We start from the raw sequence: 18,291 nt of genomic DNA, 5'->3' as shown, positions 1-18,291 counted from the left end.
CTTATCATACGGAAAAGCCTTAGCAATAGGGATTAGGTCTTTTTGTAAGAACCGGGCGGGTTTGCCCGGATTTTTTATGTCTTAACAATTTCAAAATACTGGTTACTAAATAAATGAATAGGAGTACACAAAAGCCAGCAAAGCCGTTTTTAAGATGGTCTTTTAAACACTGTTACATAGCGTTTTATTGGAAGAAATGTAACATTACAAAAAAATGGTTATTTTTTTTGAAGATTTAGTGGTGAAAAGTGGGGGAATGTGGTACGATAAAGTTAGAAAGTGGGGTGCCTGGATATGTTCATGGGAGAATATCAACATAACATTGACACAAAAGGACGTATAATTGTCCCTTCTAAGTTCAGAGACGGACTGGGAGATCAATTTGTCGTTACTCGTGGTTTGGATCAATGTTTGTTTGCTTATCCGATGAATGAATGGCGCCAATTAGAAGAAAAACTAAAAAAATTACCATTAACTAAAAAAGATGCTCGAGCATTTACCCGTTTTTTCTTTTCTGGAGCGGTTGAATGTGAACTAGATAAGCAGGGAAGAATAAATATACCTGCCCCACTTCGTAAGTATGCAGGAATTGAAAAAGAATGTGCAGTTATTGGTGTATCCAACCGTGTAGAATTCTGGGCAGAAGATAAGTGGAACGAATTTGTAGATGTATCGGAAGAATCATTTGCAGAAATTGCGGAAAATATGATGGATTTTGATTTGTAAAAACAACAAGATAGGGGTGACTTCATGTTTGGGCATTACACAGTATTAAAAAAAGAAACCGTCAATGGTCTCAATATAAATCCGGACGGTATTTATATTGATTGTACATTAGGTGGTGGTGGACACTCCAGGTACATATTAGAACAGTTGAGTGAAAAAGGCAGATTGATTGCGTTTGATCAAGATAATGACGCTATTGATGCTGCTAAAGAAAGATTGAAGGATCATCTTGAACAAGTCACCTTTGTACAACGGAATTTCCGTCATTTGAATGAAGAATTAGAAAAACTAAACATACAAGAGATAGATGGTGTTTTGTTTGATTTAGGAGTCTCCTCTCCACAATTAGACAGAGGTGAACGAGGATTCAGCTATCAGCACGATGCGCCGTTAGATATGCGAATGGATCAAAATAGTAAATTAACAGCGTTTGATATAGTCAACAAATGGACATATGAAGATCTTGTATCGATTTTCTTTAAATATGGCGAAGAAAAATTTTCTAAACAAATAGCACGAAAAATTGAATCACAGAGAGCTATAACACCAATTGAAACTACTTTTGAGTTAGTTGATATTATTAAAGAAGCGATCCCTGCTCCTGCAAGGAGAAAAGGTGGACACCCTGCTAAACGTATATTTCAAGCGATTCGGATTGCTGTAAATGACGAACTGAAAGCTTTTGAAGATGCATTATATCAAGCAGGCAAATCGCTATCTGTTGGTGGAAGGATTTCGGTAATAACGTTTCATTCACTGGAAGATCGAATTTGTAAACAAACATTTAAAAGATGGAGTACAACACCTCCTGTTCCAAAAAATATTCCAGTGATACCTGAGGAGTTCAAACCTCCATTCCGTCTTATTAACCGAAAACCAATTTTACCATCAAACGAAGAATTGGAAGAAAATCGCCGTTCACGGTCAGCTAAGTTGCGAGTGGTTGAGAAAGTAAAAGATTGGGATGAAAAAAAATTTAAATAGAAGGGTGGCAAAACCATGAGTAGTCAACATGCAAGAGTTTATTACACACATGATCAGGTAAAAGAGCAAGTCGAACAGCAAAAAGTAGTTAGGAAAAAAGTAAAGGTACAGAAGCGCTGGGTTACACGCGGAGAAAAAGTAATGTATGTTATTTTTGCTGTCATGTTCCTTTGTATTTCTGCTTACATGGTTTCCTATAGTGCTTCATTAGATAAATTAAATAGAAATATTGAATCGTTAAGTACTCAAATTCAGCAACAGAGTAAACAGAATCAAAATCTTGCTCTTAAACAAAAAGAATTAAGTAAACCGGAACGTATTATTGAAAATGCAAAAAAACACGGGTTGAAAGTTCAAAACACTCAAGTGAAACAAGCAACTGAAATAGTAGAATAGGTGTTCATATGAAAAGTAAAAAAACACAAATTATGCCAAGTGTTTGGATGATTGTTTTCACTGCATTATTTCTGGTCATTGCTGGTAGATTTTTGTATATCCAAGTATCTGGTGAAGTATCTGGTGTAAATATTCAAAAGTTGGCAGATCAAAAAAGAACCAACAACTACAATATTCCCGCAAAAAGAGGAACCATTTACGATCATAATGGGATGACGTTAGCTCAGGAGCATGTTGTGTACCGTTTATATGCTATCGTTGATGAATCATATACCACCAACCCTCTTGATCCTAAGCATGTTAAAGATGTGGAAGAGACAGCGCAAAAACTTGCACCAATTCTAGAAATGGAAGAGAGTGAAATAGCGGATAGATTAAATAGTGGTATTAACAATGACAAGTTCCAGGTTGAATTTGGTTCTAATGGTAGAGAGTTAAGCCAGGAACAGAAAGAAAAGATTGAAGCTTTAAAGCTACCTGGAATAAATTTTATTGAAGAACCAATCCGTTTCTATCCAAATGGTATGTTTGCTTCACGTACAATCGGTTTAACAGATAAAAAAGAAGGTCAGATTGTTGGGATTAATGGTGTGGAAGGGTTTATGAATGATTTACTTACCGGTAAAGATGGATCAATATCTTACCAACGAGATAAGTTTAATGTGAAACTATTAGATCCAAAAGAAGTAATAAACGAGCCTGATAATGGTAATGATGTTTATTTAACACTTGACCAAAAAATCCAAACATTAATGGAAGATGCATTATCAGAAGTTCAAGAGGAATATGAGCCTGATAGAATGACTGCAGTCGTAATGAATGCCAAAACAGGAGAAATACTCGCTCTAAGCAACAGGCCGAGTTATAATCCGAACAATCCTGGTGAAGTAGGTAATTGGTATAATGATGTCATTTCTACACCTTTCGAACCTGGATCAACGATGAAAATATTCACACTAGCATCGGCTATTGAAGAAGGTGTATGGAATCCTGAGGAACGATATAAATCAGGTAAATACAAAGCAGAAGACAACGTTCAAACAATAGGAGATCATAATGGCCGTAAAGGCTGGGGAACGATCAGTTATTTAGAAGGTATTCAACGATCTTCCAATGTAGCGGCAGCAAAGCTAGCCTATGAAAAGATCGGCGCAGATAAATTTTTGGAGTACTTGAAAGCATTTGATTTTGATGAAAAGACAGGTATTGATTTGCCTGGAGAAGTATCAGGAAAAATTCTTTACAACTGGGTTAGTGAAAAAATTACGACTTCATTTGGTCAAGGTACAACTACGACTCCCATACAATTGATGAAAGCAGCTACTGCGATAGCAAATGATGGTAAAATGCTAAAACCATATATCATCGAGAAAACAGTCGATCCGGATACCAAGGAAGTATTAGCAGAGAAGCAACCAGAAGTAGTTGGAGAGCCTATTTCAGCTGAAACAGCGAAAAAAACATTAGAAGTGTTGGAAACTGTTATTACTTCAGAAAAAGGTACAGGCCATAACATCTATAATTTAAATGACTATACTGTTGCAGGTAAAACAGGTACCGCAAACTTCGTTGATCCTGAAACAGGTAAATATAAAACCGGAAGAGAAAGCTATACCTTCTCTTTCTTAGGAATGGCTCCTGCTGATGATCCCGAGTTAATTATGTATGTATCTGTGAAAGAACCTAATTTAGATGTAACAGAATCAGGATCAGCACCAGTTTCTTTTGTTTTTAAAAATGTAATGGAAAATAGTTTGCGTTATTTAAACATTGAACCGGATAAAGAAGCATCTGAACCGATTGAAGTAGTAGAGATTCCCAAGTGGGAAGGTGAACGAACAGAATCATATACTAATAAATTAAAAGATTTAGGCATTAAACCAATTATTATTGGTGATGGTGAGCAGGTCCAAAAGGTAAACTTAAAACCAGGGACAAAAGTAACAGCAAGACAAACTGTTTTTGTGGCGACAAATAAATTAAAAATGCCAGATCTGACAGGATGGTCGTTTAGAGATGTGCTCTCCTTTCAAGACTTTTTAAACCTAGATTTAGAATGGATAGGCAATGGATATGTGAAGAAACAGAGTATTGAGAAAGGATCTGCTTTTAAAGAAAAAGATTATTTAATGGTTGAATTGGAAGAACCGAATACATCGGGAAATCAAGAAACTACAACAGAAGATTCCGGTGATGATGAGACCGAAGATGATCAATAAACAATAATACACAGTGTTCTATTCATCCTTTCACAAACATATATTGGGACAAACAGTTTCTTGAATTAAAGGAGTAATGTCATGAAACGGATAACCAATATTAAGGTGCAACGCAGAATAGTCACTGTGTTTCTTTTTGCATTAATTATTATAGGAGTTATTGTGGCCCGATTAGGGTATGTACAATTTATCTGGTCAGATTTTCTGATTGCTGAGGCAGAGGACTTATGGAGTAGAGACATTGTTTTCGAACCTGAAAGAGGGAAGATTATTGATGTTAATGAAGAAGTTTTAGCGGAGAATGTTTCAGCTCCTACTGTGATGATTGTGCCACGGCAAGTGACAGAGCCTGAAAAGACTGCTAAACAATTAGCAGAAGTATTAGAGATGACACATGATGATGTATTAGAAGCTATTAATAAAAATGAACGAATCGTGATACTGCAGCCAGAAGGTCGGAAAATTTCAGAAGAAAAAGCAGTGGCTGTTCAAATGTTAGATTTAGAAGGCATTTATATTGCAGAAGATTCTATTAGACATTATCCTAATGGCGCTTATTTATCACATGTGCTTGGATTTAGTGGCATTGATAATCAAGGATTAACAGGACTCGAATTAATGTATGATGAGAAGTTAAGTGGAACAGAGGGTAGTCTATCTTTTTACAGTGATGCAAAAGGAAAAAGAATGCCACAAATGGCTGATAAATATAAAGCACCTGTCGATGGATATGATCTTCAACTTACGATTGATAACAGAGTTCAAACCATTATGGAAAGAGAACTGGATATTGCAGAGGAAAAATATAACCCTGATGGTGCCATAGCAATAGCTGTGAACCCTAAAGATGGAAGTATCTTAGGAATGTCTTCACGCCCAAACTTTGACCCAGCGAATTATCAGGATATCAGTGCCGAAGTATATAATCGCAATTTACCAATTTGGAGTACGTATGAGCCTGGTTCTACATTTAAAATCATTACACTTGCCGCAGCTTTGGAAGAAGGGCTTGTTGATCTTGAAAATGATGAATTTGTAGATGATGGGGATATCGAAGTAGGTGGCACACATTTACATTGCTGGAAAAGTGGGGGACATGGCCATCAGTCATTTTTAGAAGTTGTACAAAATTCCTGTAACCCGGGCTTTATTGCGTTAGGACAAAAACTAGGGAAGGAAAAACTATTTTCCTATATCGATCAATTCGGATTTGGTCAAAAAACAGGTATTGATTTACAAGGTGAAGCTAAGGGTATTTTGTTTGATATTGATAATGTCGGCCCTGTTGAGTTAGCGACGACCTCTTTTGGTCAAGGTGTATCAGTTACACCTATCCAACAAGTAATGGCAGTTTCAGCTGCTGTTAATGGTGGTTATTTATATGAACCGTACGTTGCAAAAGCTTTTCTAGACCCAGTATCAGGTGAAGCTGTAAATACGACTGAGCCTGTCCTGAAAGATCGGGTTATTTCATCCGATACGTCTAAAAGAGTACGTGAAGCTCTTGAATCTGTCGTTGCTTTAGGAACTGGTAGAAGTGCTTATGTAGATGGTTATCGAATAGGTGGGAAGACAGGAACTGCTCAAAAAGTGGGTAAAGATGGAAAGTATATGAAAAATAACCATATTGTATCATTCATCGGCTTCGCACCAGCTAACGATCCTGAAATCGTGGTATATGTTGCTGTTGACAATCCAAAAGATGTTGTACAATTTGGAGGGGTAGTAGCAGCTCCGATTGTCGGTAGCATTATTGAGGATAGTTTACGTGCATTAGGAGTGCCAAAACAAAATGATGGAATCGAAAAAGATTACCAATGGCCAGAATCTCCTCTTGTTGAAGTACCAGACTTGATCGGTTTAAATAAAAAAGAATTACAGCAGTATCTGGTGTCCTTACAAGTTGATGTAGTCGGAGAAGGAGATTACATTATAGATCAAGCTCCTGCTGCAGGAGAAAAAGTAAAAGAAGGAAGTAAAATCAGGCTTGTTTTAGGCAATAAATAGTTATAAAGATTTATCGAAATGTTTATAAGTCTTTGATATAATTATATAGTTGTTTATAAAGTGATACTATGATCAGTATTGATCATTAGCGAAACTTATCATGGTGTTAGCGTCTGTTATCCCTAGACTTATCCTTGTCTTACTTGAGGTGGGAGCATACAGACGGTTAGCACCGTGATAAAAAGTAACCCAAAAGAAAAGGTGACTAAATATGAATGCTCAAGAATTAATTAAAAGTTTGCCAGATTATCAATGCAAACAGAACCTTGATATGATTAATATAGAAAATATAGAAATGGATCACAGACTTATAAAAGAAAATTTTTTATTTGTTTGTATCAAAGGATACACAGTAGATGGTCATCAATTTGCTGATGCTGCAGTAGAAAATGGAGCATCAGTCATCATGGCGGAAAAGGAATTAGATATTTCTGTCCCGGTTGTCGTTGTGCCAGATACATCCAGAGCTCTAGCTCATTTAGCGAACATTTTTTATGATCATTCTTCAAGTAAGCTAAAAGTTATAGGAGTCACTGGTACAAATGGAAAGACCTCAGTCACTCATATTATTGACGAAATCCACCAGTATGCGAAGCAAAAAACAGCTTTAATTGGTACGATTCAAATGGTGATGGATGGTGAAATACATCCAGTTAAAAATACCACCCCTGATGCTTTATTTTTGCAAAAAAACCTACACAAAATGGTTGAAAAGGGAATTGATGTTACTACGATGGAAGTATCTTCGCATGCATTGGACTTAGGGAGAGTACACGGAGTTGATATCGATATCGCTGTGTTTACTAATTTAAGTCAAGATCATCTCGACTATCATCAAACAATGGAAAATTATTTATACGCAAAAAGTTTATTATTTTCTCAATTAGGTAACACGCTTAAACATAGAACACCAAAATATGCAATTATTAATCAAGATGATGAACATGTGGCTTTCTTAAAACGAGTAACAGCTCAACCGATTTTAACTTATGGTGTCCAAAATAAGTCATCTTTCCAAGCTATCAATGTAAAATTGATGGCTAATGGTGTTTCATTTATAATGAAAACACCAAAAGGCAATGTTCCGATCCAGAGTAAACTAATGGGCATGTTTAGTGTATATAATCTGTTAGCAGCGGCTGCCACAGCCTATGCATCCGGAATTGAACTAGAAATAATACAAAATGTGTTAAATAATACTTCAGGAGTGAAAGGACGTTTCCAACCAGTAGAACATAAGAAGGACTTTGGTGTTATTATTGATTATGCACATACACCAGACTCTTTGGAAAATGTCTTGTCAACCATTAATCGATTCTGCGAAGGAAATATATATGTAGTAGTAGGTTGCGGAGGAGACCGTGATCGTCGAAAAAGACCTTTGATGGCTGAAGTAGCTTGTCAATCTGCAGACCAAGCATACTTTACTTCTGATAATCCACGTTCAGAATCTCCACAAGCTATAATTGATGATATGGTGAAAGGACTAAAACATGACAATTATCAAACTGTGTTAGATCGTGAAGAAGCAATAAAACAAGCTATTGAAAAAGCCAATGACAAAGATGTTGTATTAATTGCAGGTAAAGGACATGAAACGTATCAGATTGTTGGAGATAAAGTTTTAGATTTTGACGACGAGAAAATAGCCACTAAGTATTTGGATTAACTAGTTAAGTTCGTAACACCTGGATAGAAGATTGGAGAGAACATGGATGAATGAATATACGTTTTTAATTACAGTAGCGATCGCATTTTTAATTACTGTCCTACTATCCCCTATTTTAATTCCTTTTCTAAAAAGGTTAAAATTTGGACAAAGTATAAGAGAAGAAGGACCTCAATCACACAAGAAAAAGACAGGCACACCAACAATGGGCGGCGTTATGATTATTCTAAGTATTACGATAACAAGTCTTGTAGTTGTTACTCGTGTTAATAATGGCACTGTAGGATATCAAGTCTTGTTGTTACTATTAGTATTGATAGGATTTGGCTTACTAGGTTTTCTTGATGATTTTATAAAGGTTGTGTTGAAGCGAAACCTAGGGTTAACCTCCAAACAAAAGTTATTAGGACAAATTGTGATAGCCATTATTTTTTATGTAGTTCTGCTGCAACAAGATTTTTCTACAAGTATTGCCGTCCCAGGTACCTCGATCTCATTTGACTTAGGCTGGTTTTATCCTGTTTTTATAGTGTTAATGTTAGTAGGGGCCTCTAATGCAGTTAATCTTACTGATGGACTTGATGGGTTATTGGCTGGTACGGCGGCTATTGCATTCGGGGCATTTGCCATTCTGGCTTGGTACGGTATTCCGAATTTGAGTGTAACATTGTTTAGTTTATCTGTTGTAGGTGCATTGCTAGGGTTCTTAGTATTTAATGCTCATCCGGCCAAAGTATTTATGGGAGATACGGGATCCTTAGCATTAGGTGGTGCGATTGCAGCCATTTCTATATTATTAAAACTGGAGATTTTATTAGTTATTATCGGTGGTATTTTTGTTTTAGAGACCTTATCTGTGATCATTCAGGTTATTTCTTTTAAAACAAGAGGAAAAAGAATCTTTTTAATGAGTCCGCTACATCATCACTATGAGTTAAAAGGCTGGTCTGAATGGCGTGTTGTTACCACATTCTGGGCTGTCGGTATTTTATTTGCTATATTAGGCATTTATATTGAGGTGTTGTCGTCATGAGAAAATTAAACAATTTCCCTTTTGCTAAAGTACTTGTGTTAGGCCTTGCCAAAAGTGGAACAGCTGTTGCGAAAATGTTAAATAGAAATGGTGTGAAGGTTATCGCCAATGATTTGAAAGCACCAGAAGATGATGAAAATGTACAAAATTTACGATCGCATGGTATTTCTGTTATCGTTGGAGAACATCCCCTATCATTACTTGAGGATGTAGATGCTATTATTAAAAATCCAGGTATTCCTTATGAAAATATTTTAATAGAAAATGCAATCAGAGAGAGATTACCTGTATTAACTGAGATAGAACTAATACCTTATTTTGGAATTGATGATATTGTTGGAATTACTGGTTCAAATGGAAAAACGACAACAACAACCTTAATATATGAAATGTTTAAAAAAGCAGACTATGCTGTTAGTTTAGCGGGAAATATTGGTCATGTAGCATCAGAAGTAGCGGAGCAAATGGATAGTAATCAAACTATGATTGCTGAATTATCTTCCTTTCAGTTATTAGGAATTGATACTTTTAAACCCCGTATTGCAGTACTACTTAATCTTTTTGAAGCGCATTTGGACTATCATCACACACTGGAACATTATCAAAATGCAAAAGCCAACATCTTTAAAAATCAAACAGATCAAGACTACTTAGTATATAACGCTGATGATCATCGTATTGTAACGATGATTGAAAATGCAGCATCTACTTTAGTACCATTTAGTCATAATCAGGTATTGTTGAACGGTACATATTGTGATGATCAAGCAATATATTTTCGTGGAGAGAAAGTAATTACATTAGATGCTATTGCTTTAGTAGGGGAACATAACCTTGAAAATATATTAGCAGCTATTTCAGTAGCAAAACTTCATGGTATTTCAAACCATGTTATTGAAACTGTCCTTACAACATTTACGGGCGTGGACCATCGATTGCAATTTGTTAAAGAAGTAAATGGCCGAAAGTTTTATAATGATTCCAAGGCTACTAATATACTTGCAACAACTAAGGCGTTATCGGCTTTTAATCAATCGATTATATTGCTTGCAGGTGGACTTGACCGCGGAAATGAATTTGATGAATTACTTCCGTATATGGCAAATGTGAAGGCTCTTGTTTTATTCGGGGAAACCAGTCCTAAATTAAGAAAAATCGGAGAAGCTAAGGGAATAAAAGATATAAAAGTGGTAGATACGATGAATGAAGCTGTTCAAAAAGCTTATCAACTATCTGATGAAGATGATGTTGTATTGTTATCACCTGCTTGTGCGAGTTGGGATCAATATAAAACCTTTGAAGAAAGAGGCAACATTTTTATGGAATCTGTGCATAAGTTATAATAGGGGCTAGTCTATTGTAATAAACACAGAGCAATTTACATCAAAATAATACAAGCCCCTAATTCATAATAGGATTTGGGGGTTTTTTTTCGTGCAACCGATGTTAAAAAGTCAACATAAACCAGATTATTTTTTGATTTTTGTTATTATTACCATTCTATTGGTGGGAACCATTATGGTATACAGCGCCTCCTCTATTTGGGCAGAGTATAAATTCAATGATTCTTTTTATTTTTTAAAGCGGCAGGTCTTATTTGCAGGTGTTGGTGTAATTGCGATGATGATTGTTACCAATATTCCTTATTTCCAATGGATTAAGTATCGGAAATGGATTTTTATAAGCTGCTTCATTTTATTAGTTGCTGTCTTGATACCAGGTATTGGAATGGTTAGGGGTGGTGCAAGAAGTTGGATAGGAGTAGGTGCATTCAGTGTTCAGCCAGCTGAATTTATTAAACTTGCGATGATTATGTTCTTAAGTGGTTTTTTAGTTAATCATCAGGATAGTATCACAGAATTTAAAAGAGGATTTCTCCCACCACTTTTACTTTCCTTAGTTGTTTTTCTAATTATTATGCTTCAACCTGATTTAGGGACAGGTATGGTATTCCTGCTAACTTGTTTTTTATTGATTTTTGTTGCTGGTGCTAAAATAATTCATTTTGTATTCTTAGGAGGCTTTGGAGTAATTGGATTTCTCTTACTTATAATTTCTGCTCCATATAGAATCAATCGGATTACGGCATTCCTTGACCCTTGGCAGGATCCTTTAGGGACTGGTTTTCAAATTATTCAGTCCTTGTATGCGATAGGCCCTGGAGGATTATTAGGTGTTGGCTTTGGAAACAGCCTACAAAAATATTTTTACTTGCCAGAACCACATAACGATTTTATATTTGCTATTATTGCAGAAGAGTTAGGATTTATAGGTGCTAGTTTTGTCATTTTGTTATTCTTGCTATTTATTTGGCGAGGAATATTAACAGCTATTTACGCACCAGACCTCTTTGCAAGATTACTGGCAATTGGGATTGTTGGTATGATTGCCATCCAAGTAATGATTAATATAAGTGTGGTAATTGGTTTAATTCCGGTCACAGGAATTACACTGCCATTCTTGAGTTATGGTGGTTCTTCTTTGACATTAACTCTTTGTTCGGTTGGAATATTAATTAACATTAGTAAATATCGGCAATAAACTTGGGAGATTTGGATGATACCTAGATAGTAATGACTATGATATAATTGAGTGAAGACAATTTATACAAATTTTAGTGAATGGATAAACAGAAAAGGAAGTATAGTTATGGTACAAAAAAGAGTCGTTTCGATAGAAGATCGAATCCCAAAATTGAAACAAGAGCGTCGAAAAAAAGCAAACAGAAAACTGATTTTTTATTTGCTCATCTTTTTTGTATTGATTTTTATAGTGATTTATCTTCAATCACCTATGAGTTATGTAAAAAATATATCAGTAAATGGTTTGCAGTGGCTGACGAAAGAAGAAATAATAAAACAAAGTGAATTGGAAGAGAATGCAAATTTTTGGGGAGTTAGAACAAAAGAATTAGAAGAAAATATTATTTCACATCCACAAGTAAAAGATGTTGATGTTTCAAGATCTTTTCCGAATACTATCATTATAGATATAACTGAATTAAGCCATGTTGCGTACGTTGAAATGGATGGAAAAATACAGCCGCTCCTAGAGAATGGTCAATTGTTAGATAAAGTTAATTCCACAAATTTACTAGGAGATGTTCCTGTTTTAAAGGGGTTTAAAGATAATCACTATTTGCATGAGTTAGCAGAAGAGTTAGCTAATCTATCTACATATGTTTCTGCTTTAATCTCTGAGGTGAATTGGATGCCATCAGATTCTAACCCTTATCAAATCAGGATGTATATGACAGATGGACATGAGGTCGAAACTTCCATTCGAAATTTATCATCTATACTAGATAGTTACCCATCAATTGTTAGCCAGTTGGATAAGGATAAGGAAGGAATTATTAAAATGGATGAAGGTGGAGCAGTATTTACTCCTTATAATGTAGCTAAGGAAGAGGAGGAGGAAATTATAGAGGAAAATGAAGAGTAGACAGCTAATATTTGCGTTTGTCTTTCTAGTTTTGGGATTCTTGATAACCTTTAGTTATCAGCAAACCAAATCAACAGCAGAAATCGTACAAGTCAATGATCAAGAGTGGGAACGAGATTATTATTATCGTAAACAATTAATCGACATGGAAGAAAAAAATAAACAATTGAGATCAGAATTAAATCATATTCGACAAGAAGTACAGGCAATTGAACAGGACTTAGGTGAAGAAGCCGATGTATTAAAAGATTTAGTCGTTACCAAATCTAATTTACAAAAATTAACTGGAGAAATGTCTATTAGTGGTAAGGGTATAGTTGTAACATTAAAGGATGCTAGTTTTATTCCTGCAGAGGATCATGCGAACCAATATATTGTTCATGACCGGCACATTCATCAAACTGTGAACGAATTATTTAGTGCAGGTGCAAAGGCTATAGCTATTAATGGGCAACGCATATATCGTAATAGTTACATATCTTGTATAGGACCAGTTATTTCGATAGATGGTACTTCATATCCAGCGCCATTTGTTATTTCTGCGGTTGGTGATCAGGAAATTCTGGATGTTAGTTTAAATCTTAAAAACGGCGTTATTGACCAGCTTGTTCAGGATAATATCGAAGTAACAATCGAGAAGAAATCCAATATTGAAATGTACGCAAAGGATATGTGACATATTATGAAGAAATTATTTTCAAAACAGCAATTTATGATCGGCTTAGTATGTTTATTGATCGGCTTTATGATTGCTATTTTATTTAATACCAATCATAAAACTACTGATCGTGATACTAGGGATACTTGGGAGATTAGAACAGCTCTATTAGAAGAACAGAAAATTCAGCAAAATCTATATAAGGAAATTGCAGAAGCAGAAAAAACACTAAGTGAGTACCAGGAACAAACAGAACACCAGCAAATTCAGTCATTAAAAGAATCTATCCAAAAGTTACGAGAACAAGCAGGGTTAACCGAGAAAAGCGGACAAGGACTTATTATAACGCTGAAACCTATGTTTTTAAATAATGATTATCAAGAATACCCTGAAATAAATGCAGAATTGCTTCAGCTGTTTATCAATGAATTAAATGCTGCTGGAGCTACAGAAGTGGCAATAGAAAACCAAAGAATCATTAATATAACACCGATCAGAGATGTGAGCGGGAATATTTATGTAAACAATAGTTCAATTGGAGATCTGCCAACTGAATTATATGTTCTTACAAACAATTCTCAACAAATAAAAAACCATATCGAAGTTAGTGAAATAGGTGATTATTTTGCCTTAGAAAATGTTACAATTAGTATATCAAAAGAAAGTGATATCACACTGCCGGAGTATGATGAACAAATAGACTTACGAGATATAGAAATCGTTGACGTTGCAAAAGAAGGTGAAAGCTAATGTGGTTACCGGCATTGTTTTTAATAATTGGTTTATTATTAGGTTTTATGACGAATGTGACCATACCGGACGAATATTCCAATTATTTATCCATTGCAGTATTGGCTGCTTTAGACACATTGTTTGGTGGCATCAGGGCACATTTAGATTCGAAATTTGACAAAAAGGTTTTCATCTCTGGCTTTTTCTTTAATGTTTCACTAGCTGCATTTTTAGCTTTTTTGGGTGTGAAACTGGGCATTGATTTATATTTAGCCGCTATCTTTGCATTTGGAGTAAGGTTATTCCAGAATCTAGCTATGATAAGAAGGCTTTTACTAGATAAATATTACTTATACAAAGAAGCAAAGAAAGACATAAAATCATAATATTTAATATTTTTCCGGTAAATTTACATATATTCATGTAAAAATATTGTTTTTTTTATTATAATAGTGTTTAATACAGTTTATTATACTAATATGAAGTAAATCGTAGTTTAATGCATTGAAATAGGAGGTGCCTTATGGATAACGGTGAAATTCTAGTCAGCTTGGATATAGGTACATCAAAAATAAAGGTTATCATTGGAGAAATTCTTGGAGATTCTTTAAATGTGATCGGTGTTGGTACGGCTAAGTCCCTAGGTATGAAAAAGGGAGCAATCGTAGACATAGATGAGACTGTTCATTCAATCCGTACAGCAGTTGAACAAGCTGAACGCATGGTAGATATACATATTGATCATGTAATAGTTGGAATTAATGGAAATCATGTACAATTACAACCATGTCATGGAGTGGTTGCAGTATCAAGTGATAATAAAGAAATATCGGAAGAAGATATACATCGTGTAATGGATGCAGCACAGGTTATGTCAATTCCACCTGAAAGAGAAATAGTTGATGTAATACCAAAGCAATTTATTGTTGATGGATTAGACGAAATTCGTGATCCTAGAGGGATGATAGGGGTTCGTCTAGAGATGGAAGGCACCATTATTACTTGTTCGAAAACGATGCTCCATAACATTTTGAAATGTGTAGAAAAAGCAGGACTTAGTATTATGGATATTTGTTTGCAACCATTAGCAACAGGCGAAGTGGCTTTATCTAAAGACGAGAAAAATTTAGGTGTTGCATTACTTGACATTGGAGGAGGCAGTACCACTGTTTCAGTATTTGAAGATGATGGATTAGTAGCCACTAGTGTCATACCACTCGGTGGATATAACATTACAAAGGACCTGTCTATTGGATTACGCACAACCTCAGATGAAGCGGAAGATATTAAAATTGATCATGGGCATGCATTTTTTAATGATGCTAATGAAGAGGAAACATTTGAAGTGAATATTATTGGAAGTAATCAAAGACAAATATATAATCAGCTGGACTTAACGGAAATAATCGAAGCTAGATTAGAAGAAATTTTAGTTTATAGTGCTCGTGAAATTCAAAAAATGGGGTATGATGAAATACCAGGTGGTCTGGTGCTGACAGGTGGTACACTGAGTATGCCAGGAGCTGCTGAATTAGCACAAGATATTTACCAAAGTAATGTAAGAATTGCAATTCCTGATTATATAGGTGTTCGTGAGCCACAATTTACTGCTGGTATTGGTATCTTGAAATTTGCGTATAAGAATGCGAAAATACAAGGGAAAGAGTTTACAGATGCAGTAACTGTCCAAAGGGAACAAATACCTCAGGCAGAAAAGGAAGTACCAAAGCGGACAAAGAAAACGACAACTAAACAAAATGTGAAAGAAAAGAAAGAACCTAAATTAGCAAACTTCTTCAAATATTTCTTTGATTAAGAATATGAAGTAAATGGAGACGTGGAAAAAGACAGACTATTAATCTAGCAAAGTGGGAGGAAATGGTATGTTAGACTTTGATACGAATATGGATCAGCTAGCTACGATAAAAGTAATCGGTGTAGGCGGCGGTGGAAGCAACGCTGTTAACCGAATGATAGAGCACGGAGTTCAAGGGGTGGAATTTATTGCGGTGAATACAGATGCACAAGCATTAAATCTATCCAAAGCGGAAGTTAAAATGCAAATTGGAACAAAATTAACGCGTGGTTTGGGTGCAGGCGCAAACCCAGAAGTTGGAAGGAAAGCAGCGGAAGAAAGTAAAGAACAAATTGAAGAAATACTTAAAGGATCTGATATGGTCTTTGTTACAGCGGGTATGGGTGGTGGAACCGGAACAGGTGCTGCACCAGTTATTGCCCAGGTAGCAAAAGAGTTAGGCGCATTAACTGTAGGTGTAGTTACTCGCCCATTTACTTTTGAGGGAAAAAAAAGAGCAACTCAAGCTGTTTCAGGTATTGATGGTTTAAAGAGTAGTGTAGATACACTAATTGTGATTCCTAATGATCGATTATTAGAAATAATTGACAAAAACACACCTATGTTAGAAGCTTTCCGTGAAGCAGATAATGTTTTACGTCAAGGTGTACAAGGTATTTCCGATTTAATTGCAACACCAGGATTAATTAACGTGGACTTTGCCGATGTGAAAACTATTATGGCTGATAAAGGCTCAGCACTAATGGGTATCGGTGTTGCGACAGGTGAAAGTCGAGCTGCAGAAGCGGCTAAGAAGGCTATATCTTCACCATTACTCGAAACTTCTATTGATGGTGCACATGGTGTGCTTATGAATATTACAGGTGGAACCAATCTAAGTTTATATGAAGTTCAAGAGGCTGCAGATATCGTGACATCGGCAGCAGATCAAGAAGTGAATGTAATTTTCGGTTCCGTAATAAATGAAGACTTAAAAGATGAAATTGTTGTTACAGTCATTGCTACTGGTTTTGATGAAACACAAATCAAAAATGCACAAAATAAACCAAAATCTGTTTTACAATCTGGCTCTACTAAAAGAGAAAAGCAACAAGAAAAGACACAAGAACCAACGCCAACTGCATCTTCTGTTTCAAGACCGAAACAAGAAGAAGATACATTAGATATTCCGACATTTTTAAGAAACCGTAATAGAAGAAGATAGACAATATACATGTTAATAATAAGAATTTAAATTAACCTCGTTTCAATTATCGATTGAAACGAGGTTTTTGCATGGAAAAAATGAAATAATGTGCACAAAAAATATAATCTGCGAAATAACTCTTATGTGGATTTGTTTTCTACCATTCTTTCCATATCCGTGGAAGGCTAAGAATCTTACCGGAGCGGATTTCGGTTGGCTATACTCGGTTTTCTAGCAAGGTCTGAAAGCCAAATATTTAACTTAACTAATTGAATAACCAGCAAGCAATTGGTGCCTCACGAAGCAACGTGAAACTGAAGCCACTGGAAGTGAAATGATATGTATTTTGAACTGTTCTTTAATTCAACATTTTTATAGGTTTTTTCTGAAAACTAGATGATTTTTGCATACAAACTGTGACAGACTTCTTTCTTTCTTTTCTTTATACTAAGTAGACAAGAAGTAAAGCTTATTGAATTTTAGCTGGAAAGGAAGGACATGGTGGTTGTTTATGTAGAAGTCATATGGCTACTCAATTTTATGTTAGACTGGATGATTCTATTACTTACTCAATCGATCACCAAACATATAACTAAATGGTATCGATTAGTAATAGCTAGTCTATTTGGTTCTCTTATTGTACCGTTATCCTTCATTTTTCCAACATTTCCGATGGATTCATGGTTTTTAAAGATTTTACATTCATTTCTTATAATTTGGATTGCCTTTGGCTTTCAAAATGTTGCTATCTATCTAAAGCTGTTATGTTCATTTTACTTTATGACATTTTCGATAGGTGGAGGCTTATTTGCCATTCACTTTTTATTTTCAACAGAAAATTATATGTTAACACGAGGTTTAGCAACAGACCAAATACATGGCCTGTTTGTATTAATTGGATTTCCTATCATTCTTTTCTTTACAAAATACCGAATGGACAAGCACAAAATGCAGCAGTTTCAGCAAGAGTTTTACTATAGCGTAACGATTAAGTGGAGAGGCAAACAAGTGGAAACAACTGGATATCTCGATAGTGGGAACCACTTAGTTGATCCATTTACCCAGACCCCTGTCATTATTGTAGATGAAACTATTCTTGAGCATTGGCTTGCCAAAGAAGAAATAATGGATTTGCAATCATCTGCTCAAAGTTTGATGGAAGGTGAAATAGATTCCTTTTCATCTGCTACATTCAGAATATTGCCTTTTCAAGGAGTGAGTGGACAACATGATTTTATGATTGCTTTTAAACCAGATTTACTTGAAATACATATGAAAAATGTACAACTAACGAACAAGAAAGTTCTAATAGGTATTCAATTTGGAAATTTAGTAGCTGATAACAGTTATCATTGTTTATTACACCCTAAACTATTTCAACAGACAGGGTGACATTATATATAGGATAAGGAGTGGAAGGA

Annotated in this window: 16 protein-coding genes; all 16 read left to right on the top strand. The window is 35.3% G+C overall.

The window, feature by feature from the left end; all coding sequences use genetic code 11:
- Positions 1 to 294: 294 nt before the first annotated feature.
- The 16 genes from mraZ to spoIIGA all read left to right on the top strand — a co-directional run bounded on the left by mraZ (position 295) and on the right by spoIIGA (position 18,262).
- A complete protein-coding gene (gene mraZ, locus ACTWP4_RS11015; protein WP_443128809.1) occupies positions 295 to 726 on the top strand; it encodes a division/cell wall cluster transcriptional repressor MraZ in 432 nt (143 codons plus the stop codon).
- A gap of 24 nt (positions 727 to 750) precedes the next feature.
- Positions 751 to 1,710 (top strand): 16S rRNA (cytosine(1402)-N(4))-methyltransferase RsmH, encoded by a 960-nt coding sequence (rsmH, locus tag ACTWP4_RS11010; RefSeq protein ID WP_443128808.1) that lies wholly within the window; start codon positions 751 to 753, stop codon positions 1,708 to 1,710.
- Positions 1,711 to 1,725: 15 nt separating this feature from the next.
- On the top strand, positions 1,726 to 2,106 hold the full coding sequence (ftsL, locus tag ACTWP4_RS11005) for a cell division protein FtsL (RefSeq protein ID WP_443128807.1): 381 nt from the start codon (positions 1,726 to 1,728) through the stop codon (positions 2,104 to 2,106).
- 8 nt (positions 2,107 to 2,114) lie between these two features.
- Positions 2,115 to 4,325 carry a penicillin-binding transpeptidase domain-containing protein gene (locus ACTWP4_RS11000; RefSeq protein ID WP_443128806.1) on the top strand — a complete coding sequence of 737 codons (2,211 nt, stop codon included), beginning with the start codon at positions 2,115 to 2,117 and terminating at the stop codon, positions 4,323 to 4,325.
- 81 nt (positions 4,326 to 4,406) lie between these two features.
- A complete protein-coding gene (locus ACTWP4_RS10995) occupies positions 4,407 to 6,332 on the top strand; it encodes a stage V sporulation protein D (RefSeq protein ID WP_443128805.1) in 1,926 nt (641 codons plus the stop codon).
- A 211-nt stretch (positions 6,333 to 6,543) separates the two neighbouring features.
- Positions 6,544 to 8,001, top strand: coding sequence for a UDP-N-acetylmuramoyl-L-alanyl-D-glutamate--2,6-diaminopimelate ligase (locus tag ACTWP4_RS10990; protein ID WP_443128804.1), 1,458 nt, complete (start codon positions 6,544 to 6,546; stop codon positions 7,999 to 8,001).
- Between the two features lie 46 nt (positions 8,002 to 8,047).
- Positions 8,048 to 9,034, top strand: a complete 987-nt coding sequence (gene mraY, locus ACTWP4_RS10985; RefSeq protein WP_443128803.1) for a phospho-N-acetylmuramoyl-pentapeptide-transferase — start codon at positions 8,048 to 8,050, stop codon at positions 9,032 to 9,034.
- Positions 9,031 to 10,377, top strand: coding sequence for a UDP-N-acetylmuramoyl-L-alanine--D-glutamate ligase (gene murD / locus ACTWP4_RS10980; RefSeq protein WP_443128802.1), 1,347 nt, complete (start codon positions 9,031 to 9,033; stop codon positions 10,375 to 10,377). Before mraY ends, murD begins: the two co-directional genes overlap by 4 nt.
- Before the next feature lie 100 nt (positions 10,378 to 10,477).
- Complete coding sequence (gene spoVE, locus ACTWP4_RS10975) at positions 10,478 to 11,575, top strand: stage V sporulation protein E (protein WP_443128907.1); 1,098 nt, start codon at positions 10,478 to 10,480, stop codon at positions 11,573 to 11,575.
- Between the two features lie 108 nt (positions 11,576 to 11,683).
- Complete coding sequence (locus ACTWP4_RS10970; RefSeq protein WP_443128801.1) at positions 11,684 to 12,478, top strand: cell division protein FtsQ/DivIB; 795 nt, start codon at positions 11,684 to 11,686, stop codon at positions 12,476 to 12,478.
- A complete protein-coding gene (locus ACTWP4_RS10965; protein ID WP_443128800.1) occupies positions 12,468 to 13,154 on the top strand; it encodes a DUF881 domain-containing protein in 687 nt (228 codons plus the stop codon). Before ACTWP4_RS10970 ends, ACTWP4_RS10965 begins: the two co-directional genes overlap by 11 nt.
- A 6-nt stretch (positions 13,155 to 13,160) precedes the next feature.
- Positions 13,161 to 13,886 carry a DUF881 domain-containing protein gene (locus tag ACTWP4_RS10960; RefSeq protein ID WP_443128799.1) on the top strand — a complete coding sequence of 242 codons (726 nt, stop codon included), beginning with the start codon at positions 13,161 to 13,163 and terminating at the stop codon, positions 13,884 to 13,886.
- Positions 13,886 to 14,254, top strand: a complete 369-nt coding sequence (locus ACTWP4_RS10955; protein WP_443128798.1) for a small basic family protein — start codon at positions 13,886 to 13,888, stop codon at positions 14,252 to 14,254. The genes ACTWP4_RS10960 and ACTWP4_RS10955 overlap by 1 nt, the downstream gene beginning before the upstream one ends.
- 137 nt (positions 14,255 to 14,391) lie before the next feature.
- Positions 14,392 to 15,684: a cell division protein FtsA gene (ftsA, locus tag ACTWP4_RS10950; RefSeq protein ID WP_443128797.1), complete on the top strand. Its 1,293-nt coding sequence runs from the start codon at positions 14,392 to 14,394 to the stop codon at positions 15,682 to 15,684.
- A gap of 67 nt (positions 15,685 to 15,751) precedes the next feature.
- The gene (gene ftsZ / locus ACTWP4_RS10945; RefSeq protein WP_443128796.1) at positions 15,752 to 16,888 is read left to right on the top strand and encodes a cell division protein FtsZ; all 1,137 of its coding nucleotides are present in this window, start codon (positions 15,752 to 15,754) and stop codon (positions 16,886 to 16,888) included.
- A gap of 483 nt (positions 16,889 to 17,371) precedes the next feature.
- Positions 17,372 to 18,262, top strand: a complete 891-nt coding sequence (gene spoIIGA, locus ACTWP4_RS10940; RefSeq protein WP_443128795.1) for a sigma-E processing peptidase SpoIIGA — start codon at positions 17,372 to 17,374, stop codon at positions 18,260 to 18,262.
- Positions 18,263 to 18,291 lie beyond the last annotated feature (29 nt).

It is taken from the genome of Gracilibacillus sp. D59 (assembly GCF_052246695.1).
Classification (GTDB): Bacteria; Bacillota; Bacilli; order Bacillales; family Amphibacillaceae; genus Gracilibacillus.
The sequence above is the reverse complement of the archived record's forward strand: the minus strand, read 5'-3'. Positions and strand labels throughout refer to the sequence as shown.